Annotated in this window: 24 protein-coding genes; 22 read left to right on the top strand and 2 right to left on the bottom strand. The window is 63.4% G+C overall.

The window, feature by feature from the left end:
- Positions 1-5: 5 nt before the first annotated feature.
- Positions 6-542 (top strand): glycine zipper 2TM domain-containing protein, encoded by a 537-nt coding sequence (locus AC0Z2B_RS12380; RefSeq protein WP_416422716.1) that lies wholly within the window; start codon positions 6-8, stop codon positions 540-542.
- A gap of 179 nt (positions 543-721) precedes the next feature.
- Here AC0Z2B_RS12380 and suhB read toward each other — a convergent pair whose 3' ends face one another.
- Positions 722-1537 carry a type III secretion system regulator SuhB gene (gene suhB / locus AC0Z2B_RS12375; RefSeq protein WP_476296947.1) on the bottom strand — a complete coding sequence of 272 codons (816 nt, stop codon included), beginning with the start codon at positions 1535-1537 and terminating at the stop codon, positions 722-724.
- Positions 1538-1681: 144 nt separating this feature from the next.
- Here suhB and trmJ point away from each other — a divergent pair, with 144 nt between their 5' ends.
- The 21 genes from trmJ to AC0Z2B_RS12270 all read left to right on the top strand — a co-directional run bounded on the left by trmJ (position 1682) and on the right by AC0Z2B_RS12270 (position 20537).
- Positions 1682-2455: a tRNA (cytosine(32)/uridine(32)-2'-O)-methyltransferase TrmJ gene (gene trmJ, locus AC0Z2B_RS12370; protein WP_476296945.1), complete on the top strand. Its 774-nt coding sequence runs from the start codon at positions 1682-1684 to the stop codon at positions 2453-2455.
- Between the two features lie 2 nt (positions 2456-2457).
- Positions 2458-3243, top strand: a complete 786-nt coding sequence (gene cysE / locus AC0Z2B_RS12365; protein WP_416422719.1) for a serine O-acetyltransferase — start codon at positions 2458-2460, stop codon at positions 3241-3243.
- Between the two features lie 275 nt (positions 3244-3518).
- Positions 3519-4013, top strand: a complete 495-nt coding sequence (gene iscR / locus AC0Z2B_RS12360; RefSeq protein WP_416422720.1) for a Fe-S cluster assembly transcriptional regulator IscR — start codon at positions 3519-3521, stop codon at positions 4011-4013.
- A 40-nt stretch (positions 4014-4053) separates the two neighbouring features.
- On the top strand, positions 4054-5268 hold the full coding sequence (locus tag AC0Z2B_RS12355; RefSeq protein ID WP_476296942.1) for an IscS subfamily cysteine desulfurase: 1215 nt from the start codon (positions 4054-4056) through the stop codon (positions 5266-5268).
- 103 nt (positions 5269-5371) lie between these two features.
- Complete coding sequence (gene iscU / locus AC0Z2B_RS12350; RefSeq protein WP_093463004.1) at positions 5372-5758, top strand: Fe-S cluster assembly scaffold IscU; 387 nt, start codon at positions 5372-5374, stop codon at positions 5756-5758.
- Positions 5759-5789: 31 nt separating this feature from the next.
- Complete coding sequence (iscA, locus tag AC0Z2B_RS12345) at positions 5790-6113, top strand: iron-sulfur cluster assembly protein IscA (protein ID WP_416422722.1); 324 nt, start codon at positions 5790-5792, stop codon at positions 6111-6113.
- Positions 6114-6121: 8 nt separating this feature from the next.
- Positions 6122-6643 carry a co-chaperone HscB gene (hscB, locus tag AC0Z2B_RS12340; RefSeq protein WP_476296940.1) on the top strand — a complete coding sequence of 174 codons (522 nt, stop codon included), beginning with the start codon at positions 6122-6124 and terminating at the stop codon, positions 6641-6643.
- A 41-nt stretch (positions 6644-6684) separates the two neighbouring features.
- A complete protein-coding gene (gene hscA, locus AC0Z2B_RS12335; protein WP_476296938.1) occupies positions 6685-8547 on the top strand; it encodes a Fe-S protein assembly chaperone HscA in 1863 nt (620 codons plus the stop codon).
- Positions 8548-8549: 2 nt separating this feature from the next.
- On the top strand, positions 8550-8891 hold the full coding sequence (gene fdx, locus AC0Z2B_RS12330; protein ID WP_416422725.1) for an ISC system 2Fe-2S type ferredoxin: 342 nt from the start codon (positions 8550-8552) through the stop codon (positions 8889-8891).
- A gap of 13 nt (positions 8892-8904) precedes the next feature.
- The gene (iscX, locus tag AC0Z2B_RS12325; protein ID WP_416422726.1) at positions 8905-9105 is read left to right on the top strand and encodes a Fe-S cluster assembly protein IscX; all 201 of its coding nucleotides are present in this window, start codon (positions 8905-8907) and stop codon (positions 9103-9105) included.
- A 90-nt stretch (positions 9106-9195) separates the two neighbouring features.
- Positions 9196-9621 carry a nucleoside-diphosphate kinase gene (gene ndk, locus AC0Z2B_RS12320; protein WP_043186559.1) on the top strand — a complete coding sequence of 142 codons (426 nt, stop codon included), beginning with the start codon at positions 9196-9198 and terminating at the stop codon, positions 9619-9621.
- A gap of 28 nt (positions 9622-9649) precedes the next feature.
- Positions 9650-10798 carry a dual-specificity RNA methyltransferase RlmN gene (rlmN, locus tag AC0Z2B_RS12315; RefSeq protein WP_476296936.1) on the top strand — a complete coding sequence of 383 codons (1149 nt, stop codon included), beginning with the start codon at positions 9650-9652 and terminating at the stop codon, positions 10796-10798.
- A gap of 12 nt (positions 10799-10810) precedes the next feature.
- Positions 10811-11569, top strand: a complete 759-nt coding sequence (gene pilW / locus AC0Z2B_RS12310) for a type IV pilus biogenesis/stability protein PilW (RefSeq protein ID WP_416422728.1) — start codon at positions 10811-10813, stop codon at positions 11567-11569.
- Positions 11569-12576, top strand: coding sequence for a helix-turn-helix domain-containing protein (locus AC0Z2B_RS12305; RefSeq protein WP_416422729.1), 1008 nt, complete (start codon positions 11569-11571; stop codon positions 12574-12576). Before pilW ends, AC0Z2B_RS12305 begins: the two co-directional genes overlap by 1 nt.
- 3 nt (positions 12577-12579) lie before the next feature.
- Positions 12580-13689 (top strand): flavodoxin-dependent (E)-4-hydroxy-3-methylbut-2-enyl-diphosphate synthase, encoded by a 1110-nt coding sequence (ispG, locus tag AC0Z2B_RS12300; RefSeq protein WP_473005527.1) that lies wholly within the window; start codon positions 12580-12582, stop codon positions 13687-13689.
- A 20-nt stretch (positions 13690-13709) separates the two neighbouring features.
- Positions 13710-14999: a histidine--tRNA ligase gene (gene hisS / locus AC0Z2B_RS12295; RefSeq protein ID WP_416422731.1), complete on the top strand. Its 1290-nt coding sequence runs from the start codon at positions 13710-13712 to the stop codon at positions 14997-14999.
- A gap of 40 nt (positions 15000-15039) precedes the next feature.
- Positions 15040-15681: a tetratricopeptide repeat protein gene (locus tag AC0Z2B_RS12290; RefSeq protein ID WP_473005528.1), complete on the top strand. Its 642-nt coding sequence runs from the start codon at positions 15040-15042 to the stop codon at positions 15679-15681.
- Positions 15674-16825, top strand: coding sequence for an outer membrane protein assembly factor BamB (gene bamB / locus AC0Z2B_RS12285; RefSeq protein ID WP_473005529.1), 1152 nt, complete (start codon positions 15674-15676; stop codon positions 16823-16825). Before AC0Z2B_RS12290 ends, bamB begins: the two co-directional genes overlap by 8 nt.
- Before the next feature lie 145 nt (positions 16826-16970).
- Complete coding sequence (gene der / locus AC0Z2B_RS12280; protein ID WP_476296934.1) at positions 16971-18434, top strand: ribosome biogenesis GTPase Der; 1464 nt, start codon at positions 16971-16973, stop codon at positions 18432-18434.
- Between the two features lie 175 nt (positions 18435-18609).
- The gene (locus AC0Z2B_RS12275) at positions 18610-19758 is read left to right on the top strand and encodes a pyridoxal phosphate-dependent aminotransferase (RefSeq protein ID WP_476296932.1); all 1149 of its coding nucleotides are present in this window, start codon (positions 18610-18612) and stop codon (positions 19756-19758) included.
- The gene (locus tag AC0Z2B_RS12270) at positions 19746-20537 is read left to right on the top strand and encodes an amidohydrolase (protein ID WP_476296930.1); all 792 of its coding nucleotides are present in this window, start codon (positions 19746-19748) and stop codon (positions 20535-20537) included. The genes AC0Z2B_RS12275 and AC0Z2B_RS12270 overlap by 13 nt, the downstream gene beginning before the upstream one ends.
- Positions 20538-20590: 53 nt before the next feature.
- Here the strand turns inward: AC0Z2B_RS12270 and leuA are convergent, their stop codons facing one another.
- Positions 20591-22261 carry a 2-isopropylmalate synthase gene (gene leuA, locus AC0Z2B_RS12265; RefSeq protein ID WP_473005532.1) on the bottom strand — a complete coding sequence of 557 codons (1671 nt, stop codon included), beginning with the start codon at positions 22259-22261 and terminating at the stop codon, positions 20591-20593.
- Positions 22262-22524 lie beyond the last annotated feature (263 nt).

Raw genomic sequence — 22524 nt, 5'->3', positions numbered from 1 at the left:
TTCAAGTGAACAAATCGTTGCTGGTTGGTGCAGTGTTGGGTGCTGTCGGTGTGACTGCCGGTGGTGCTGTCGCGACCTACAGCCTCGTGAAAAGTGGCCCAGAGTACGCAGAAGTTCTGGCTGTAGACCCTATCAATCAAGAGATCAAGACGCCCCGCAAGGAGTGTCATGACGTGGCGGTAACCCATCGCCGGGCCGTGCAGGACCAGCACCAGGTGGCTGGTACCGTGATCGGTGCCGTGGGTGGTGGCCTGCTGGGCCACCTGGTGGGTGGCGGCAAGGGCAAGACCCTGGCTACCGTGGCGGGCGCCGTGGGCGGTGGCTACGCGGGCAACAAGGTGCAGGAGCACATGCAGAACGGTGACACCTACACCACCACCGAAAGCCGCTGCAACACGGTCAACGACATCAGCAACAAGGTGGTTGGCTACAACGTGAAGTACCAGCTCAATGGCCAGGTCGGCCAGGTGAAGATGGACCGTGACCCGGGCTCCAAGATCCCGGTGAGCAAGGACGGCCAGCTGGTGCTGACCCAGCAGTAAAGGCGCCTCCGCATGCGTAGCCGCTGCCGAAGGCTGCGCTGGCCCTGGGCCTCGCTGGAGATCTCCAGTGTTCACAAGGGCCAGCGCAGCCTGGCGGCAGCGGCTACAAGGTGTCGGTGATTATTCAGGCAATAAAAAAGCACCCCGAAGGGTGCTTTTTTATTGCCTGGCGAAAAAGCTTAGCGCTTGATCGAAGGCGGCAGGTGCGGCTGGATGGCCGTCAGTACTGCCTTGAAGCACTTGATGTTGCCGGCAACGATGTGACCCTTCTCGAGGAAGTCGTGACCACCGGTGAAGTCGCTCACCAGGCCGCCAGCTTCCTGGATCAGCAGGGCGCCTGCGGCCATGTCCCACTCGCTCAGGCCCGACTCCCAGAAGGCGTCGAAACGGCCGGCAGCCACGTAGGCCAGGTCCAGGCTGGCGGCACCGGCGCGGCGGATGCCGGCGGTCTGGCCTACCAGGGCGCGGAACATGCCCAGGTAGTTGTCCAGGTCAGCCATCTGGTTGTCACGGAACGGGAAACCGGTGCCCAGCAGGGCGCCGTCCAGGCTGGTGCGGCCGCTGACGCGCAGGCGACGGCCGTTCAGTTGGGCGCCACGGCCACGGCTGGCGGTGAATTCTTCCTGGCGGACCGGGTCCAGCACGACGGCGTGTTCCAGGCGGCCGCGGTATTTGCAGGCAATGCTGACGGCAAAGTGCGGGATACCGCGCAGGAAGTTGGTGGTGCCATCCAGTGGGTCGATGATCCACTCGTATTCGGCGCCTTCGCCGCTGCCAGCGTGCAGGCCGGTTTCCTCACCACGGATGGTGTGGGTCGGGTAAGCCTTGCGCAGGGCTTCGATGATTTTTTGCTCGGCCGCACGATCGACTTCAGAGACGTAATCCTTCGCGTCTTTTTCATCAACCTTGATGGTATCCAGGCGCTCGATGGAGCGGAAAATCAATTCACTGGCGCTGCGGGCGGCGCGCAGCGCGATATTCAGCATGGGCTGCATGGACGTTTCACCTAGGTCGTTAAAGAAAGCCGAACATTCTAGCAGAAAAGTACGTTTGCAGAAGAGGGTAGTCAGCATTCGTAGCGTAAGCGGTATCTGTTCGGTAAGATTTCATTTCTTTCCCCCGGTCTGTGAGCGCTCGCCTTGCTGCAAAATATTCGTGTCGTCCTGGTCAACACCAGCCACCCCGGCAACATCGGCGGGGCTGCGCGCGCCATGAAGAACATGGGTCTGTCGCGCCTGGTGCTGGTAGACCCGCTGGATTTCCCCTCCCACGAAGCCAGCGCACGCGCCTCGGGCGCCGACGACGTGCTGGACAACGTCCAGGTGGTCGCCACCCTGGAAGAGGCCCTGGTGGGCACCACCATGGTGCTGGGCACCAGCGCCCGCGAGCGGCGTATTCCCTGGCCGTTGCTGGACCCCCGCGAATGCGGCAGCAAAAGCGTCGAAGAGGCCGCCCAGGTGGGCGGCGAGGTGGCCCTGGTGTTCGGTCGCGAACACGCCGGGCTCACCAATGACGAGCTGCAGCGATGTCATTTCCACGTGCATATCCCGTCGAACCCTGATTTCAGCTCGCTGAACCTGGGTGCGGCGGTGCAGGTCCTGGCCTACGAAGTGCGTATGGCCTGGCTGGTAGCCGAAGGGCAGGCGTCCAAGACCGAAAAGGTCGAAGTGGCGTCGGTCAAGAGCGCAGAGCTCTCGACCAGCGACGAGATGGAGCGTTTCTACGAACACCTGGAGAACACCCTGGTGGAGATCGGCTTCCTCGACCCGCAGAGCCCCCGGCACCTGATGGCGCGTTTGCGCCGCCTGTACGGCCGCAGCTCGGTTGCCAAGGCGGAAATGAACATATTGCGCGGCATTCTCACGGAGACCCAGAAAGTGGCCCGTGGCGAGCCGCATAAGCGGAAGGATTAGTCATGTTCGAGCGTTTGCGTGAAGACATTCAAAGCGTATTCCATCGTGACCCGGCGGCGCGCAATGCCTTCGAGGTGCTGACCAGCTACCCCGGCATGCACGCCATCTGGCTGCACCGTGGCGCGCACAAGCTGTGGAAGGCCGACTTCAAGTGGCTGGCGCGCATGGTCTCCAACTTCGGGCGCTGGATGACCGGCATCGAGATTCACCCGGGCGCCCGCATTGGCCGGCGTTTCTTCATCGACCACGGCATGGGCATCGTCATTGGCGAGACCGTCGAGATCGGCGACGACGTCACCCTGTACCAGGGCGTGACCCTGGGTGGCACCAGCTGGAACAAAGGCAAGCGCCACCCCACGCTGGAAGATGGCGTGGTGGTAGGGGCGGGCGCCAAGGTGCTGGGCCCGTTCACCGTGGGTGCCGGTGCCAAGATCGGCTCCAACGCCGTGGTCACCAAGCCGGTGCCTGCCGGCGCCACGGCCGTGGGCATCCCGGGGCGCATCATCGTCAAGGGCGATGACGCCGTGGACGCCAAGCGCAAGGCCATGGCCGAGAAGATCGGCTTCGAGGCCTATGGCGTGACTGCGGACATGCCCGACCCGGTGGCGCGCGCCATCGGCCAGCTGCTGGACCACCTGCACGCCGTCGACGGGCGCCTGGAGGACATGTGCGGGGCGATGACCCGCATGGGCAGTGACTACTGCGCCAAGGACCTGCCCGAGCTGCGCGACGAAGACTTCAAGTGCGTGAAGGGTGAAGTCGACGTGCCTGCCGCCGAAGCCCGCTAACCCACACCTGTAGCCGCTGCCGCCAGGCTGCGCTGGCCTCATGCCTCGCTGGATATCTTCAGCGTTCGCGATGGCCAGTGCAGCCTGCGGCAGCGGCTGCAGGTGTATCAGCCCGCGCCTGCAGGCAAATGCAAATTCCCGTGCTATAGTACGCCGCCCGTTTTACCGCTATTCCCGACTAAAGTGGTAGGTCTTAAAGTTGACTTAAATACTCGGGAATTGCATACTCACAGCTCATCCGCTCCTCCCTTTTTCGTGTAACCGTGGTACTCGCCATGCGACTGACAACTAAAGGCCGATACGCCGTCACTGCCATGCTCGACCTGGCATTGCACGCGCAGCATGGGCCGGTTTCATTGGCCGATATCTCCGAGCGCCAAGGCATCTCCCTGTCGTACCTGGAGCAACTGTTCGCCAAGCTGCGTCGCAGCAACCTGGTGTCCAGCGTGCGCGGGCCAGGGGGTGGCTACCAGCTGTCCCGTGACATGCAGGGTATCCAGGTGGCCCAGGTCATCGACGCCGTCAACGAATCGGTCGACGCAACACGTTGCCAGGGATTGGGTGATTGTCATGCTGGCGACACGTGCCTCACGCACCACTTGTGGTGCGACCTGAGCCAGCAGATTCATGAATTTTTGAGCGGTATCAGTCTGGCTGACCTTGTCACTCGCCGTGAAGTGCAAGAGGTCGCCCAGCGCCAGGACCTGCGCCGTTGCAACACCACCAAGAGCCAGCGCCTGGACAAGATCGAAACGTCCTTCGTCGAATGACGATGCGACTGTGGCTAGCCCGCCTGATAGGAGAATTTCAATGAAGTTGCCGATTTACCTCGATTACTCCGCCACCACGCCGGTCGACCCGCGTGTAGCGCAAAAGATGATTGAATGCCTGACCAACGAGGGGAACTTCGGCAACCCGGCATCGCGTTCCCACGTGTTCGGCTGGAAAGCCGAGGAAGCGGTCGAGAACGCCCGTCGCCAGGTGGCTGACCTGGTCGGCGCCGACCCGCGTGAAATCGTCTGGACCAGCGGTGCAACCGAGTCCGACAACCTGGCCATCAAGGGTGTCGCGCACTTCTATCACACCAAGGGCAAGCACCTGATCACCTCCAAGATCGAGCACAAGGCGGTCCTGGACACCATGCGCCAACTGGAGCGTGAAGGCTTCGAAGTCACCTACCTGGACCCCCAGGAAGACGGCCTGATCACCCCGGCCATGATCGAAGCCGCGCTGCGCGACGACACCATCCTGGTGTCGGTGATGCACGTGAACAACGAAATCGGCACCGTCAACGACATCGCCGCCATTGGCGAGCTGACCCGCTCGCGCGGCGTGATGTTCCACGTTGATGCTGCCCAGTCCACCGGCAAGGTCGACATCGACCTGACCAAGCTGAAAGTCGACCTGATGTCGTTCTCGGCCCACAAGACCTACGGCCCGAAAGGCATTGGCGCGCTGTACGTCAGCCGCAAGCCACGCGTGCGCCTGGAAGCCACCATGCACGGCGGCGGTCACGAGCGCGGCATGCGTTCGGGCACCCTGGCCACCCACCAGATCGTCGGCATGGGCGAGGCCTTCGCCATCGCCAAGCAGGAAATGGCCAGCGAGAACGCCCGCCTGCAAGCCCTGAGCGACCGTTTCTTCAAGCAGGTCGAGCACCTGGAAGAGCTGTACGTGAACGGCAGCCTGACTGCCCGCGTGCCGCACAACCTGAACCTGAGCTTCAACTACGTCGAAGGCGAGTCGCTGATCATGGCGCTCAAGGACCTGGCCGTCTCGTCCGGTTCGGCCTGCACCTCGGCTTCCCTGGAGCCGTCCTACGTGCTGCGCGCCCTGGGCCGTAACGACGAACTGGCACACAGCTCGATCCGCTTCACCTTCGGCCGCTTCAGCACCGAAGAAGAAATCGACTACGCCGCGCAGAAAGTCTGCGAGGCCGTGACCAAGCTGCGCGAACTGTCGCCGCTGTGGGATATGTTCAAAGACGGCGTCGACATCTCGAAGATCGAGTGGGCGGCACACTAAACAAAAGAAGCCGCCACCATCCAGATCCTGTAGAGACGTGGCGTTAACGCAGGCGTACCTACAGGGCCTTCAGAGCGGCCCTGATGAGTGAGGATTGAGAATCATGGCTTACAGCGAAAAGGTCATCGACCACTACGAAAACCCACGTAACGTCGGCAAGATGAACGCCGAGGACCCGGACGTGGGTACCGGCATGGTTGGCGCTCCAGCCTGCGGCGACGTCATGCGCCTGCAGATCAAGGTCAACGAGCAGGGCATCATCGAAGACGCCAAGTTCAAGACCTACGGCTGTGGCTCCGCCATCGCCTCCAGCTCCCTGGCCACCGAGTGGATGAAGGGCAAGACGCTGGACGAGGCTGAAACCATCAAGAACACCCAGCTGGCCGAAGAACTGGCGCTGCCGCCGGTGAAAATCCACTGCTCCGTACTCGCTGAAGACGCCATCAAGGCCGCCGTTCACGATTACAAGCAGAAGAAAGGCCTGCTTTAACCGTACACATCGCACGATGTAAGGAGTCTCGATGGCTATCAGCATGACAGAAGCCGCTGCCAAGCATATCCGCCGTTCCCTGGACGGCCGCGGCAAGGGCGAGGGCATCCGCCTGGGCGTCCGTACCACCGGCTGCTCGGGCCTGGCCTATGTGCTGGAATTCGTTGATGCGCTGGGTGAAGACGACCAGGTGTTCGAAAGCCACGGCGAAAAGGTGATCATCGATCCCAAGAGCCTGGCGTACCTGGACGGCACCGAACTGGACTTCGTCAAGGAAGGCTTGAACGAAGGCTTCAAGTTCAACAACCCCAACGTGCGCGGTGAATGTGGCTGCGGCGAAAGCTTCAACGTTTGAGGCCGGTCGTGGGTACTCCTTGTCATTTCGCCTTGTTTGACCTGCAACCGAGCTTCCGCCTGGACCTCGACCAGTTGGCCGCGCGCTACCGTGAGTTGGCGCGCGCCGTGCACCCCGATCGCTTTGCCGATGGCAGCGAGCGCGAGCAGCGCCTGGCGCTGGAGCAGTCGGCGGGCCTGAACGAGGCCTACCAGACGCTCAAGAGCTCGCCCAAGCGTGCCCGCTACCTGCTGGCCATCAGTGGCCACGAAGTGCCCCAGGAGGTCACGGTCCACGACCCTGAGTTCCTGATGCAGCAGATGCAGTGGCGCGAAGAGCTCGAAGACCTGCAGGACAGTGCCGACCTCGACGGTGTGGCGCAGTTCAAGCGGCGCCTGAAGGCTGCCAGCGAGCAGTTGAACGAAAGCTTCGCCGGCTGTTGGGATGATGCAGCGCAACGCGAACAGGCCGAACGCCTGATGCGGCGCATGCAGTTCCTCGACAAGCTGTCCTACGAAGTGCGCCAGCTGGAAGAGCGCCTCGACGATTAACCCAGTGTTGCTACGGCTGCACGCCTGATATTCAGATAAGCATGGCCCTACTGCAGATCGCCGAACCCGGCCAGAGTCCTCAACCGCACCAGCGCAAGCTGGCTGTGGGTATCGACCTTGGCACTACCAATTCGCTGGTCGCTGCCTTGCGCAGCGGCCTGTCCGAGCCACTGGCCGACGCGCAGGGGCAGGTCATTCTGCCGTCCGCCGTTCGCTACCACGCCGACCGCGTCGAAGTGGGCGCCAGCGCCAAGGCTGCCGCCGCCAGTGACCCGCTCAACACCATCGTTTCGGTCAAGCGCCTGATGGGGCGCGGCCTGGCGGACGTCAAGCAGCTGGGCGACCAGCTGCCGTACCGCTTCGTTGGTGGCGAGTCGCACATGCCGTTCATCGACACCGTGCAGGGCGCCAAGAGCCCGGTCGAAGTCTCCGCCGACATCCTCAAGGTGCTGCGCCTGCGCGCCGAAGCCACCCTGGGTGGCGAGCTGGTAGGCGCGGTGATCACCGTGCCGGCCTACTTCGACGACGCCCAGCGCCAAGCCACCAAGGATGCCGCCAAACTGGCCGGCCTCAACGTGCTGCGCCTGCTCAACGAGCCGACCGCGGCCGCCGTGGCCTATGGCCTGGACCAGCATGCCGAAGGCCTGGTGGCCATCTATGACCTGGGTGGCGGTACCTTCGACATTTCCATCCTGCGCCTGACCGGCGGTGTCTTCGAAGTGCTGGCCACCGGTGGCGACAGCGCCCTGGGCGGCGACGACTTCGACCATGCCATCGCCAGCTGGATCGTGCAGCAGGCGGGCCTGTCCGCCGACCTCGACCCGGGCGCCCAGCGCCAGCTGCTGCAAGTGGCCTGCGCCGCCAAGGAAGCCCTGACTGACGCCGCGTCGGTTGAAGTGGTGCATGGCGCGTGGAAAGCCGAGCTGAGCCGCGAGGCGTTCAACGCCCTGATCGAGCCCATGGTTGCCCGCAGCCTCAAGGCCTGCCGCCGCGCCGTGCGTGACTCGGGCGTGGAAATCGACGAAGTGGCCGCCGTGGTCATGGTTGGCGGTTCCACCCGTGTGCCGCGCGTGCGCGAGGCCGTGGCCGAGCTGTTCGGCCGCCAGCCGCTGACCGAGATCGACCCGGACCAGGTGGTCGCCATTGGCGCCGCCATCCAGGCCGACACCCTGGCCGGCAACAAGCGTGACGGCGCCGAGCTGTTGCTGCTGGACGTGATTCCGCTGTCCCTGGGCCTGGAAACCATGGGCGGGCTGATGGAGAAGGTGATTCCGCGCAATACCACCATTCCCGTCGCCCGTGGCCAGGACTTCACTACCTATAAGGACGGCCAGTCGGCCATGATGATTCACGTGCTGCAAGGCGAGCGTGAATTGATCAGTGACTGCCGCTCCCTGGCGCGCTTCGAATTGCGTGGCATCCCGGCCATGGTAGCGGGCGCGGCGAAAATCCGCGTCACCTTCCAGGTCGACGCCGACGGCCTGCTGAGCGTCTCCGCGCGTGAGCTGGGCTCGGGCGTTGAGGCCAGCATCCAGGTCAAGCCGTCCTACGGCCTGACCGACGGCGAAATCGCCCGCATGCTCAAGGATTCGTTCCAGTACGCCGGCGACGACAAGGTCGCGCGCCAGCTGCGCGAGCACCAGGTAGACGCCGAGCGCCTGCTGGAAGCGGTGCAGGGCGCCCTGGAAGCCGACGGCGACCGCCTGCTGGATGCCGAAGAGCGCCTGGCGATCGAGCACCAGATGACTGAACTGCGTGAATTGATGAGCGGTACCGACGGCGCGGCCATCGAGCAACAGACCAAGCGTCTGTCGCAGGTCACCGACGCCTTCGCGGCCCGCCGCCTCGACTCGACGGTGAAAGCCGCGTTGGCCGGGCGCAACCTGAATGAGATTGAGGAATAACGATGCCGCAGGTCATTTTTCTGCCCCACGAAAAGTTTTGCCCGGAAGGCCTGGTAGTCGAGGCCGCCACCGGCACGTCTATCCTTGAGCTGGCCCACGATCATCACATCGAGATCGAAAGCGCCTGCGGCGGCGTGTGCGCCTGCACCACCTGTCACTGCATCATCCGCGAGGGCTTCAATTCGCTGGAAGAGGCCGACGAGCTGGAAGAAGATTACCTGGACAAGGCCTGGGGCCTGGAAGCGCAATCGCGCCTGGCGTGCCAGGCCGTGGTGGGCACCGAGGACCTGACGGTCGAAATCCCGAAATATTCGCTTAACCATGCGGCCGAAGCGCCGCACTGATCGGGAAGCTGTCATGAGCTACGGTTGGAATGATGTACAACGTATTGCAGAGGAATTGGCCGAAGCCAAGCCGGGCGTTGACCCGTATTCGGTGAATTTCGTCGATCTGCAGCAATGGATCAAGGATTTGCCTGGTTTCGACAGCACTTCTGGCCGGGTAGGCGAGAAGGTGCTGGAAGCGGTCCAGACCCTTTGGGCCGACGAAATAGACTGATCATCTTTGCAGGTTAGGCATTACCCCAGAACCCGCGTATAATTCGCGGGTTTAATTTTTCGCAACAATCACTGTTTCTGGAGTTTCACCATGGCTGTTCAACGTACTTTCTCCATCATCAAGCCTGACGCTGTTGCCAAGAACGTCATCGGCGAGATCACCACTCGTTTCGAAAAAGCCGGTCTGCGCGTCGTTGCCTCGAAACTGAAGCAACTGTCCAAGGCCGAAGCTGAAGGTTTCTACGCTGAGCACAGCGCTCGTGGCTTCTTCGGCGAGCTGGTTGCCTTCATGACTTCCGGCCCAGTTGTTGTCCAGGTGCTGGAAGGCGAAAACGCCATCGCTCTGAACCGTGAGCTGATGGGCGCTACCAACCCTAAAGAAGCTGCTGCCGGCACCATCCGTGCTGACTTCGCCGAATCCATCGACGCCAACGCCGTCCACGGTTCGGACTCCGAAGCCGCCGCTGCCCGCGAAATCGCATACTTCTTCGCAACTACCGAAGTAACCACTCGCTAAGCCACGGCCTACGAGTGAAGGTGAAACCATGACTGCAATGACTGGCAAGACAAACCTCTTGGGCTTGACCCAACCAGAGATGGAACAGTTCTTCGACTCGATCGGGGAGAAGCGCTTTCGTGCCGGTCAGGTCATGAAGTGGATTCACCATTTTGGCGTCGATGATTTCGACGCCATGACGAACGTCGGCAAGGCCTTGCGCGAAAAGCTCAAGGCCTGTGCCGAAATTCGTGGTCCCGAAGTGGTCAGCGAGGACATCTCCACCGACGGCACCCGTAAGTGGGTGGTGCGCGTGGCGTCCGGCAGCTGCGTCGAGACCGTGTACATCCCGCAGGGCAAGCGTGGCACCTTGTGTGTCTCGTCCCAGGCGGGCTGCGCCTTGGACTGCAGTTTCTGCTCCACCGGCAAGCAAGGCTTCAACAGCAACCTCACTGCCGCCGAAGTCATCGGCCAGGTGTGGATTGCCAACAAATCCTTCGGCAGCGTCCCGGCTACCATCGACCGCGCCATCACCAACGTGGTGATGATGGGCATGGGCGAGCCGCTGCTGAACTTCGACAACGTCATCGCCGCCATGCGGCTGATGATGGATGACCTGGGCTATGGCATCTCCAAACGCCGGGTCACCCTGTCCACCTCGGGCGTGGTGCCGATGATCGACGTGCTCGCCGATCACATCGACGTCTCGCTGGCCCTGTCGCTGCACGCGCCGAACGACGCGCTGCGCAACGAACTGGTGCCGATCAACAAGAAATACCCGCTCAAGATGCTGCTCGAGTCGTGCCAGCGCTACATGTCCCAACTGGGCGAGAAGCGCGTGCTGACCATCGAGTACACCCTGCTCAAGGACGTCAACGACAAGCTCGAGCACGCGGTGGAAATGGTCGAGCTGCTCAAGAACGTACCGTGCAAGATCAACCTGATCCCGTTCAACCCGTTCCCGCACTCCGGTTACGAGCGTCCGAGCAACAACGCCATCCGGCGTTTCCAGGATCATTTGCACCAGGCCGGTTTCAATGTCACGGTGCGCACTACCCGCGGCGAAGACATCGACGCCGCCTGTGGTCAATTGGTAGGGCAGGTGATGGACCGCACCCGCCGTAGCGAACGCTATATCGCCGTACGCCAGCTGGCTGCCGACGCCGATATGCCGCTGAACGCCGACAACCGGCCCTGAGAGAGGATCTCCATGACCGTGCGCGCCGCGCTGTTGCTATTGTTCTTCAACCTGTTGGTTGGTTGCGTTTCCACGGGTAAAGTCAACCCGATGGAAACCAGCAAGGGACGCGAAGAGGCGCGCAAGGCTCTGGTCCAACTGGGTATCGGCTACCTGCAGACCGGCCAGGCCGAACAGGCCAAGGTGCCGCTCAAGCAGGCGCTGGAAATCGACAGCTCCGACCCCGAGGCCAACGGCGCCCTGGGGCTGGTGTTCCAGGCCGAGCTCGAGCCCAAGCTGGCCGAGCAGTATTTCAAGAAAGCGCTGTCCAGCCGCCCGAAAGATGCCCGCACCCTCAACAATTACGGCGGTTTCCTGTACGAGCAGAAGCGGTATCAGGAAGCTTACGAAACCTTTGAGAAAGCCGCCGACGATCCCCTGTATCCTGAGCGCTCGCGGGTGTTCGAGAACCTGGGTCTGACCGCCCGGGCCATGGGCAACAAGCCGCTGGCGGTGCAATTGTTTGACAAGGCATTGCGGTTGAAGGCCGATCAGCCCCAGGCATTGCTGGAAATGGCTGAGTTGTCTTACGAAGACAGGCATTATGTGCCGGCGCGCGGTTATTACGACCGTTTCAGCCAGCTGAGCGAGCAGAACGCCCGCAGCCTGTTGCTGGGCACGCGCCTGGCACGGATTTTCCAGGACAAGAACAAGGCCGCCAGTTTCGGCCTGCAACTTAGAAGACTCTATCCCGGTACGCCGGAATATCAGCAATACCTGTCGGAGCAATGATGAAAGCGGCGCATCCCGAAGTTGTAGCAGCGACTCGCGTGAACCCTGGTGACACCTTGCGCCAGGCCCGCGAGAGCAAAGGCTGGTCGCTGGCCGACGTGGCCGTGAAACTCAACCTCACGGCCACTTCGCTGGGCAACCTGGAGGCCGGCGCCTTCGACAAGCTGCCGGGGCATACCTTTGCCCGCGGTTATATCCGTGCATACGCCAAGCTGCTGGGCATGGACCAGGCGCCGCTGGTGCAGGCCTTCGACCAGGCCACCGGCAGCCACGCCCAGGGCAGCGAAGTGCATGCGCTGGGCCGCATCGAGGAACCGGTGCGCCTGTCCCACAACATCCTGCGCGGCGTGAGCCTGCTGCTGTTGGTGCTGGTGGTGGGCGGCGGCTTCTTCTGGTGGCAGGACCAGACCGCCCAGCGTGGCAAGGACCAGGCCGGGCTGGCCATGGAGCATGTCGAAGTCGAAAGCGCCGACGGCACCACCCAGATCCACCCGATCGACGAGCCTGAAGACCAGGCCGTGGCCGAGGCCCAGAAGCCTGCTACCGAGGCCCAGGCAACTGAAACCGCTGCGGCCGAAGCGCCTGCCCCGGCGACAGCCGGCGTTCAGCCTGCCGCGCCTACCGTGGCACCTGCGCCTGCCGTCACCGCGCCGGCGCCGGCACCTGCTGCAACGAACACCCCGGCCCTGGTGCACCAGCCGGCCGCCCCGGTGGCCCCGGTGGCCGCTGCCCCGGTAGCGCCTGCAGCCCAGGCCCCGGTGGCCGGCGCTGGCCAGCTGCACCTGCAATTCACCGCCGACTGCTGGACCCAGGTCACCGATGGCAACGGCAAAGTGCTGCTCAGCGCCCTCAAGCGCAAGGGCGAGACCGTCGACCTGAACGGCAAGCCGCCGTTCGCCGTGCGCCTGGGCTATGCCCGTGGCGCGCAGGTCAGCTTCAACGGCCAGCCGGTCGACGTTGCACCTTTCACCTCTGGCGAGACTGCTCGCATGAAAGTAGGGCAATAAACCATGCATGGCGAATCCCCGATCAAGCGTCGCGTATCCCGTAAAATCTGGGTCGGCAATGTGCCGGTGGGTGGCGATGCCCCCATCGCCGTACAGAGCATGACCAACACCGACACCAACGACGTGGCGGCCACCGTGGCGCAGATCCGCCGCCTGGAAGACGCCGGCGCCGACATCGTGCGCGTCTCGGTGCCGGACATGGACGCCGCCGAGGCGTTCGGCAAGATCAAGCAACAGGTGCGCGTGCCCCTGGTGGCCGACATCCACTTCGACTACAAGATCGCCTTGCGCGTGGCCGAACTGGGCGTGGACTGCCTGCGCATCAACCCGGGCAACATCGGTCGTGAAGACCGTGTGCGCGCCGTGGTCGATGCCGCCCGCGACCGCGGCATCCCGATCCGCATCGGCGTGAACGCCGGTTCCCTGGAAAAGGACCTGCAGAAGAAGTACGGCGAGCCTACCCCTGAGGCGCTGGTGGAGTCCGCCCTGCGCCACGTGGAGCACCTGGAACGCCTGAACTTCCAGGACTTCAAGGTCAGCGTGAAGGCCTCCGACGTGTTCATGGCCGTCGCCGCCTACCGCCTGCTGGCCACCCAGATCTCCCAGCCGCTGCACCTGGGCATCACCGAGGCCGGCGGTTTGCGCTCCGGCACGGTGAAATCCTCGGTCGGCCTAGGTATGCTGCTGGCCGACGGCATCGGCGACACCATCCGCATCTCCCTGGCCGCCGACCCGGTGGAAGAGATCAAGGTCGGCTACGACATCCTCAAGTCCCTGCGCCTGCGCTCGCGTGGCATCAACTTCATCGCCTGCCCGAGCTGCTCGCGGCAGAACTTCGATGTGGTGAAGACCATGAACGAGCTGGAAGGGCGCCTGGAAGACCTGCTGGTGCCGCTGGACGTGGCGGTGATCGGTTGCGTGGTCAACGGCCCTGGCGAAGCCAAGGAAGCCCACGTGGGCCTCACCGGCGGCACGCCGAACCTGATCTACATCGACGGCAAGCCTGCGCAGAAGCTGACCAACGACAACCTGGTGGAAGAGCTCGAGAAGCTGATCCGCCAGAAGGCGGCCGAAAAGGTCGAGGCCGACGCGGCGCTGATCGCCCGCGGCTGACAGAACACTAAGGATTTCTCGTGAGTAAGACGCTGCAAGCCATCCGTGGCATGAACGACATCCTGCCCGACCAGACGCCCCTGTGGCGCTACTTCGAAGGCACCGTGGCAGGGCTGCTGGACACCTACGGCTACCGGCAGATCCGCATGCCGATCGTCGAGTTCACCGACCTGTTCAAGCGCTCCATCGGCGAAGTCACCGACATCGTCGAGAAAGAGATGTACACCTTCGAGGACCGCAACGGCGATTCGCTGACCCTGCGCCCCGAAGGCACGGCAGCGTGCGTGCGCGCGGTGCTGGAGCACGGCATCACCGGCGGTGGCCAGGTGCAGAAGCTCTGGTACGTGGGCCCCATGTTCCGTCACGAGCGCCCGCAGAAAGGTCGCTACCGCCAGTTCCACCAGATCGGCTGCGAGGTGTTCAACCTCGACGGCCCGGACATCGACGCCGAGCTGATCGTGCTCACCTGGCGCCTGTGGGGTGCCCTGGGCATCCGCGACGCGGTGAAGCTCGAGCTCAACAGCCTGGGCACCTCCGAGGCCCGCGGCCGCTACCGCGAGGCGCTGGTGGCGTTCCTCACCGAGCACCTGGACCAGATCGACGAAGACAGCCAGCGCCGGTTGAAGACCAACCCGCTGCGCGTGCTGGACACCAAGCACCCTGAGACCCAGGCCGTGCTGGTGAACGCGCCGAAGCTGGCCGATTACCTGGACGAAGAGTCGCGCGTGCACTTCGAGGGCCTGAAGGCCCGCCTGGACGCCGCCGGCATTCCCTACGTGATCAACCCCAAGCTGGTGCGTGGCCTGGACTACTACAGCAAGACCGTGTTCGAGTGGGTCACCGACAAGCTCGGCGCCCAGGGCACCGTATGCGCTGGCGGCCGCTACGACGGCCTGGTCGAGCAGATGGGCGGCAAGCCCACCACCGGCGTTGGCTTCGCCATGGGCATCGAACGCCTGATCCTGCTGCTGGAAACCCTGGAGCAGGTGCCTGAATCCATCGCCCGTACCGTTGACGTTTACCTGTGCGCCTTTGGCGAGCAGGCCGAACTGGCCGGCCTGGCCCTGACCGAGCGCCTGCGCGATGCACTGCCGCAGCTGCGTATCCAGGTCAACGCCGGCGCCGGCAGCTTCAAGAGCCAGTTCAAGAAGGCGGACAAGAGCGGTGCGCTCTACGCCTTGATCCTGGGGGACGACGAACTGGCGCAACAAGTGGTAGGTTTCAAACCCCTGCGTGGCCAGGGCGAACAACAAAACATTGCCTGGGATGCTCTGGGTGAGCATCTGGCGACTTGCGTCGTGCAGGGTTGAGGCAGGCTTCAGGCCGAATTTGCGAAATAGGAGTATTGGGGTGTCGAGTACCGAAGATGAACAACTCGCCGAGTTGAAGGACTTTTGGCAGCGTAACGGCAAGCCTCTGGTCACCGGCGTGCTGCTGGCCCTGGTGGTGGTATTTGGCTGGCAGGCCTGGCACAAGTACCAGGCCAACCAGTCGCAAGGTGCGTCCAGCCTGTACCAGCAACTGCTGGAAACCGCGCTGAACCCTACCGGCAAGCCTGATACCGCGCAGGTGGCGGACCTGGCCAACAAGCTCAAGACCGAGTACGGCAACAGCGAGTACGCGCAGTACGGCAGCCTGTTCGTGGCCAAGGTGGCCGTGGACGCCGGCAAGCTGGACGATGCCGCCACCGAGCTCAAGGCCGTGGTCGACAAGCCCAAGGACGCCATGCTGGGCGAGATCGCCCGTCAGCGCCTGGCTCAGGTACTGGCTGCGCAGAACAAGGCCGAAGACGCCCTGAAGCTGCTGGACGGCGACGCCGACAAGGCGTTCCTGGCCAGCCGCGAGGAACTCAAGGGTGACCTGCTGGTGCAGCTGGGCCGTACTGACGACGCGTATGCGGCGTACCAGAAGGCCAAGGCAGCCCTGTCCGATGAGGCAGCAGTGGGTGGCTTGCAAATCAAACTCGACGACCTGGCGAAAAAAGATGCGTGACGTGATCCGTTGGAAACATGCAGCATTGCTGGCTCTGGCCATTCTGGCCGCGGGTTGCAGCAGCAACAGCAAGAAGGAACTGCCTCCTGCCGAGCTGACCAAGTTCAAGGAAGAAGTGGTCCTGCACAAGGAGTGGAGTCGTTCGATCGGTGACGGTCAGGGCGAAACCTACAACATGCTGGTTCCAGCGATCGAGAACGACAGCATCTACGCCGCTGACGTGACCGGCGTGGTCATGGACCTGAACCGCCTGAACGGCGACGTGATCTGGAAGAAAGACCTCAACACTTCGGTGTCGGGCGCGGTCGGCGTCGGCTACGGCCTGGTCATGCTGGGCACCATCAGCGGTGAAGTCATCGCCCTGGACGCCACCAACGGTGAAGTCAAATGGCGCGCCAAGGTCGGCAGCGAAGTGCTCGCACCGCCTGCCAACAACGGCGACGTGGTAGTGGTGCAGACCCAGGACGACCGCCTGGTCGGCCTGGACGCCAGCACCGGCACCCAGCGCTGGATCTACGACAGCACGCCTGCGGTACTGACCCTGCGTGGCACCAGTGCCCCGCTGGTCACCAACCACCTGGCGGTGGCTGGCCTGTCCACCGGCAAGGTCGTTGCCCTGGACATCAGCAACGGTGTGCCGGTGTGGGAACAACGCATCGCCGTGCCGCAGGGCCGCTCGGAACTTGAGCGTGTCGTCGATATCGACGGCGGCCTGCTGCTGTCCGGTGGTACCCTGTACGTCGCCAGCTACCAGGGCCGCATGGCGGGCCTGGACCTGGAAAGCGGCCGTGTGCTGTGGCAGCGTGACGCTTCCAGCTACGCCGGCGTGGCCCAGGGCTTCGGCAGCGTCTACGTGGCGCTGGCTTCCGGCACCGTGGAAGGCGTCGACGAGCGCACCACCACCGCCCTGTGGAGCAACGACAAACTGGCCCGCCGCCAGCTGTCGGCACCCGAGGTGTTCTCCAGCTACGTGGCGGTAGGCGACTTCGAAGGCTACCTGCACCTGCTGAGCCAGGTCGACGGTCGCTTCGTTGGTCGTGAGAAAATTGACAGTGACGGCCTGCGCGCCCGTCCGCTGGTGGCCGGGAACATGATTTACGTGTTCGGCAACAGCGGCAAGCTCGAAGCCCTCACCATCAAGTAAGGCTTTGACTATGCTGGAGGTCAGTCATGGCCTCCAGCGGCCCCGCCCCAGGCAGGGGCCACGGCATGTTCGCATGCCGCCACGAACTCCGGCCGCTGCCTGCAGCGGCCTTTGTATTTTCTGAAATAACGCAGTGGAGAGCCTAATGGTTCCCGTAATCGCCCTGGTGGGCCGACCGAACGTCGGCAAGTCCACCATGTTCAACCGCCTGACCAAAAGCCGCGACGCCATCGTCGGCGACCTGTCTGGTCTTACCCGTGATCGCCAATACGGAGAGGCGCACTGGCAAGGGCGTTCCTATATCCTGATCGACACCGGCGGTATTTCCGGTGACGAGCACGGCATGGACGAAAAGATGGCCGAGCAGTCGCTGCTGGCCATCGAAGAAGCCGATGTGGTGCTGTTCCTGGTCGATGCCCGTGCCGGTTTCACCGCCGCCGACCAGATGATTGCCGAGCACCTGCGCAAGCGCAACAAGCGCTCCATCCTGGTGGCCAACAAGATCGACAACATCGATCCGGAAATGGCCCGCGCCGAATTCGCCCCGCTGGGCATGGGCCACGCCATCGGCGTCGCCGGTGCCCAGGGCCGCGGCGTGAACACCCTGCTGGAGGCCGCCCTGGGCGATTTCCCGCGTGACGTGGAAGAGGAAGACCTGGCCGAAGGCGTCGCCGAAGGCGAAGAGCAGGTGCGCATTCCTGGCCCGAGCGAGAAAGATGGCATCAAGATCGCCATCATCGGCCGTCCGAACGTGGGCAAGTCGACCCTGGTCAACCGCATGCTCGGTGAAGAGCGGGTGATCGTCTACGATCAGCCCGGCACCACCCGTGACAGCATCTACATCCCGTTCGAGCGCAACGACGAGAAGTACACCTTCATCGACACCGCCGGTGTGCGCAAGCGCGGCAAGATCCATGAAGAAGTCGAGAAGTTCTCGGTGGTCAAGACGCTGCAGGCCATCAAGGATGCCAACGTCGTGATCTTCGTCATGGACGCCCGCGAAGGCGTGGTGGACCATGACCTGAACCTGCTGGGCTTCGCCCTGGAATCGGGCCGCGCCATCGTCATCGCACTGAACAAGTGGGACGGCATGCAGCCGAGCGAGCGCGACTACGTGAAGACCGAGCTGGAACGCCGGTTGTTCTTCGTCGACTTCGCCGACATCCACTTCATCTCGGCGTTGCACGGCACTGGCGTGGGCAACCTGTACGGTTCGGTGCAGGCCTCGTTCAAGTCGGCGATCACTCGCTGGCCGACCAGCCGCCTGACCCAGATCCTCGAGGACGCGGTGCAGGAGCACCAGCCGCCGATGGTCAACAGCCGCCGCATCAAGCTGCGCTATGCCCACCTGGGTGGTGCCAACCCGCCGCTGATCGTCATCCACGGCAACCAGGTGGAGAAGGTGCCGAACAGCTACGTTCGCTACCTGGAAAACACCTACCGCCGCGTCCTGAAGCTGGTCGGCACGCCGATCCGCATCGAGTTCAAGGGTAGCGACAACCCGTATGAAGGCAACAAGAACACGCTGACCGACCGCCAGGTCAACAAGAAGCGTCGCTTGATGTCGCACCACAAGAAAGCCGACAAGAAACGCCGCGACAAGCGCTGATTCCCGGTATTTCGCAACACCCGTAGCCGCTGCCTTGAGTTCCCTGGAGATCTCCGGTGTGGAACAGGGCCAGCGCAGCCTGGCGGCAGCGGCTACGGCGTTTTGATCTGTACTGGTTTTCCCGCTGTTCGTTGGGCTATCCTGCTGGGCTCCCCAGCTGTCAGGGATAGGCCCGATGATCACCAGCAAGCTGCCGAATGTCGGCACGACCATCTTCACCACCATGTCCCAGCTCGCCGCCGAAACCGGCGCGCTCAACCTGTCCCAAGGCTTCCCCGACTACGACGGCCCCCAGGGCCTGCGTGATGCCGTGGTGCGCCATATCAACGCTGGCCACAACCAGTATGCGCCCATGACCGGCCTGCCGGCCCTGCGCGAACAGGTCGCCGCCAAGGTGCTGCGCCAGTACGGCGCGCGCGTGAACGCCGACACTGAAGTCACCATCACCCCAGGTGCCACCGAGGCGATCTTCTGCGCGGTGCAGGCGGTGGTGCGTGCCGGTGACGAGGTGATTGTCTTCGACCCCTGCTATGACAGCTACGAGCCCTCGGTGGAGCTGGCCGGCGGCCGCTGCGTGCATGTGCAGCTCGACCCCAGGGATTTTTCCATCGACTGGCAGCAGCTCAGCGATGCCCTGAGCCCGCGCACGCGGATGATCATCCTCAACAGCCCGCACAACCCCAGCGGCGCGCTGATCAGCGCCGCCGAGCTGGACCAGCTGGCGCAACTGATCGAAGGTCGCGATATCTACCTGATCAGTGATGAAGTGTATGAACACCTGGTCTACGATGGGGTCAGACATGCCAGCGTGTTGGCCAACGAAGCGCTCTATTCCAGGGCTTTCGTGGTCAGCTCGTTCGGCAAGACCTACCACGTCACCGGCTGGAAGACCGGTTACGTGATTGCCCCGCCGGCCTTGAGCGCGGAACTGCGCAAGGTCCACCAGTACGTCAACTTCTGCGGGGTCACCCCGCTGCAATGGGCGCTGGCGGACTACATGGCGGCCTGCCCCGAGCACGTTGAAGAACTGCCCGGGTTCTACCAGGCCAAGCGTGACCTGTTCTGCGACCTGCTGGCAGCGTCGCGGTTCAGCTTCACCCGGGTGGCAGGCACGTATTTCCAGCTGGTGGATTACTCGCAGATCCGCCCCGACTTGAACGATGTCGACATGGCTCTGTGGATGACCCGCGAGCACGGCGTGGCGACTATTCCGGTGTCGGTGTTCTACCAGGCACCCATCCCGGAACAGCGCCTGGTACGCCTGTGTTTCGCCAAACGCGAGGAGACGCTGCGGGAAGCGGCGAAGAAACTATGCGTGATTTGAGTACGCTGGCGAACCTGAACCTGGCCCTGGTGCAAACCACCCTGGCCTGGCACGACCGCACAGCCAATTTCGAGCACTTCGAGGCCCTGCTGGAGCAGGCCCGCGGTGCGCACCTGATCATTCTGCCGGAGATGTTCACCACCGGTTTTTCCATGGACTCAGCCAGCTTGTGCGAGCCCGAGCAGGGCCCCACCAGCAAGTGGCTGCGCGCCCAGGCCGTGCGCCTGAACGCGGTGGTGACGGGCAGCGTGATCATCCAGGCGGCTGACGGCAGCCATCGCAACCGCCTGCTGTGGGCGCGGCCCGATGGTGAACTGCTGCACTATGACAAGCGCCACCTGTTCCGCATGGCCGGCGAGCACAAGCACTACACCCCCGGCGAACGCCAGGTGCAGTTCGAGCTGAACGGCTGGCGCATTCGCCCGCTGATCTGCTACGACCTGCGCTTCCCGGTGTGGAGCCGCGACGGCCAGGACACCGACCTGCTGCTGTATACCGCGAACTGGCCAGGCGCGCGCCGCCTGCACTGGAACCGGCTGCTGCCGGCGCGCGCCATCGAGAACCTATGCTACGTGGCGGCGGTGAACCGCGTGGGCACCGATGGCAAGGGCTTCGCCTACACCGGCGACAGCCAGGTGCTGGACTTCCAGGGCGAGAGCCTGCTGAGCGCGGGGGAGGCCGATGGCGTGTTCCACGTGTCGCTGAGCGCCGCCGAGCTGGCCGCCTACCGCACGCGCTTCCCGGCGCACCTGGATGCCGACACCTTCACGTTGTCCTGATTTCGCCCATAAAAAAACCGGCCACCTGGGCCGGTTTTTTTTGGGTGGAAGGCTTACGCTGCCTTCGCTTCCTGCTGGCTCAACGAGCGGTTCAGGGCGCTGAACAGCGCCTTGAAGCTGGCGGTGGTGATGTTCTCGTCCACGCCCACGCCGTGCACCGCACGGCCGCCGGCCACGCGCAGCTCGATGTAGGCGGCTGCCTTGGCGTTGGTGCCGGCGCCGATGGCGTGTTCGTTGTAGTCCATGATCTCGACCGGTACCGGCATGGCCGAGGCCAGGGCTTCCAGGGCGCCGTTGCCCTTGCCGCGCCAGTGCACGGTCTCGCCGTCGCTGTGCACCTCGACGTCGACCTTGCTGTTGCCGTTCTCTTCCTGCAGGCGGTGGCTGACCAGCGCGTACGGGGCGTTGGCTTGCAGGTATTCCTTGTGCAGCAGCGCGTAGATCTGCTGGGCCGTCATTTCCAGGCCCAGGCGGTCGGTTTCACCCTGTACCACCTGGCTGAACTCGATCTGCATGCGGCGCGGCAGGCTGATGCCGTATTCCTGTTCCAGCAGGTAGGTGATGCCGCCCTTGCCCGACTGGCTGTTGACGCGGATGACCGCCTCGTAGCTGCGGCCGATGTCGGCCGGGTCGATCGGCAGGTAAGGCACTTCCCACACCGCGTCGTCCTTCTGCTGGGCGAAGCCCTTGCGGATGGCGTCCTGGTGCGAGCCGGAGAACGCGGTGTGAACCAGGTCGCCGACGTACGGGTGACGTGGGTGCACCGGGATCTGGTTGCACTCTTCGACCACCTTGCGCACGCCGTCGATGTCGGAGAAGTCCAGCTCCGGGTCCACGCCCTGGGTGTAGAGGTTCAGGGCCAGGGTCACCAGGTCGACGTTGCCGGTGCGCTCGCCGTTGCCGAACAGGCAGCCTTCCACGCGGTCGGCGCCGGCCATCAGGCCCAGCTCGGTGGCGGCCACGCCGGTGCCACGGTCGTTGTGGGTGTGCAGGCTGATGATCACGCTGTCACGGCGCGACACGTTGCGGCCGAACCATTCGATCTGGTCGGCGTAGATGTTCGGGGTGCTGACTTCAACGGTGGCTGGCAGGTTGAGGATGATCTTGTGCTCGGGCGTCGGGTTCCACACCTCGATCACCGCGTCACAGACTTCCTTGGCGAATTCCAGTTCGGTGGCGCTGAAGGTTTCCGGCGAGTACTGGAAGGTCCACTGGGTTTCCGGCTGCTGGGCCGCGTACTTGACGAACAGCTTGGCGGCGTTCACCGCGATGTCCTTCACGCCCTGCTTGTCCTGGTTGAAGACGATCTTGCGGAAGGACGGCGAGGTGGCGTTGTACAGGTGGACGATGGCCTTCTTGGCGCCTTTCAGCGACTCGAAAGTACGTGCGATCAGGTCTTCGCGGGCCTGGGTCAGCACCTGGATGGTGGTGTCTTCCGGGATGTGATTGTCTTCGATCAGGGTGCGAACGAAGTCGAAATCGGTCTGCGAGGCCGAGGGGAACGACGCCTCGATCTCTTTCACGCCCACGCTGACCAGGGTCTTCCAGAAGCGCAGCTTCTTCGCCGAGTCCATCGGCTCGATCAGCGACTGGTTGCCGTCGCGCAGGTCCGAGCTGCACCAGATAGGCGCGGTGGTGATGGTCTGGTTCGGCCAGGTGCGGTCAGGCAGGTTGACCTGGGCGAAGGCGCGGTATTTCGAAGACGGGTCTTTGAGCATGGTCATGATGGGCAATCCTTGTTGTGCGGCCTTGAAAAGGGCCTGCCGGCTAAAACTGAAAGAGAAGGGCGAGGCGACGCGATTCAGCGTGGCAGTCGTGCACTGACCAGGCTTAGGCAGCGGTGTTGACGAAGGAGAATGAGGGTGTGAAGAGTTTTCATGCCTTCAACCCTAACCATTGCGGCAGGGGATGGCAAGCATCTGTAAAACTTTGAGATAACTTATCTCTGGGGTGGATTTTGTGGCTTTTTATTTCCAATAATCAAAGT

It is taken from the genome of Pseudomonas sp. GYB4201 (genome assembly GCF_056312595.1).
Note: the sequence above shows the minus strand (reverse complement) of the source record. Positions and strands in the feature narration are given on the sequence as shown.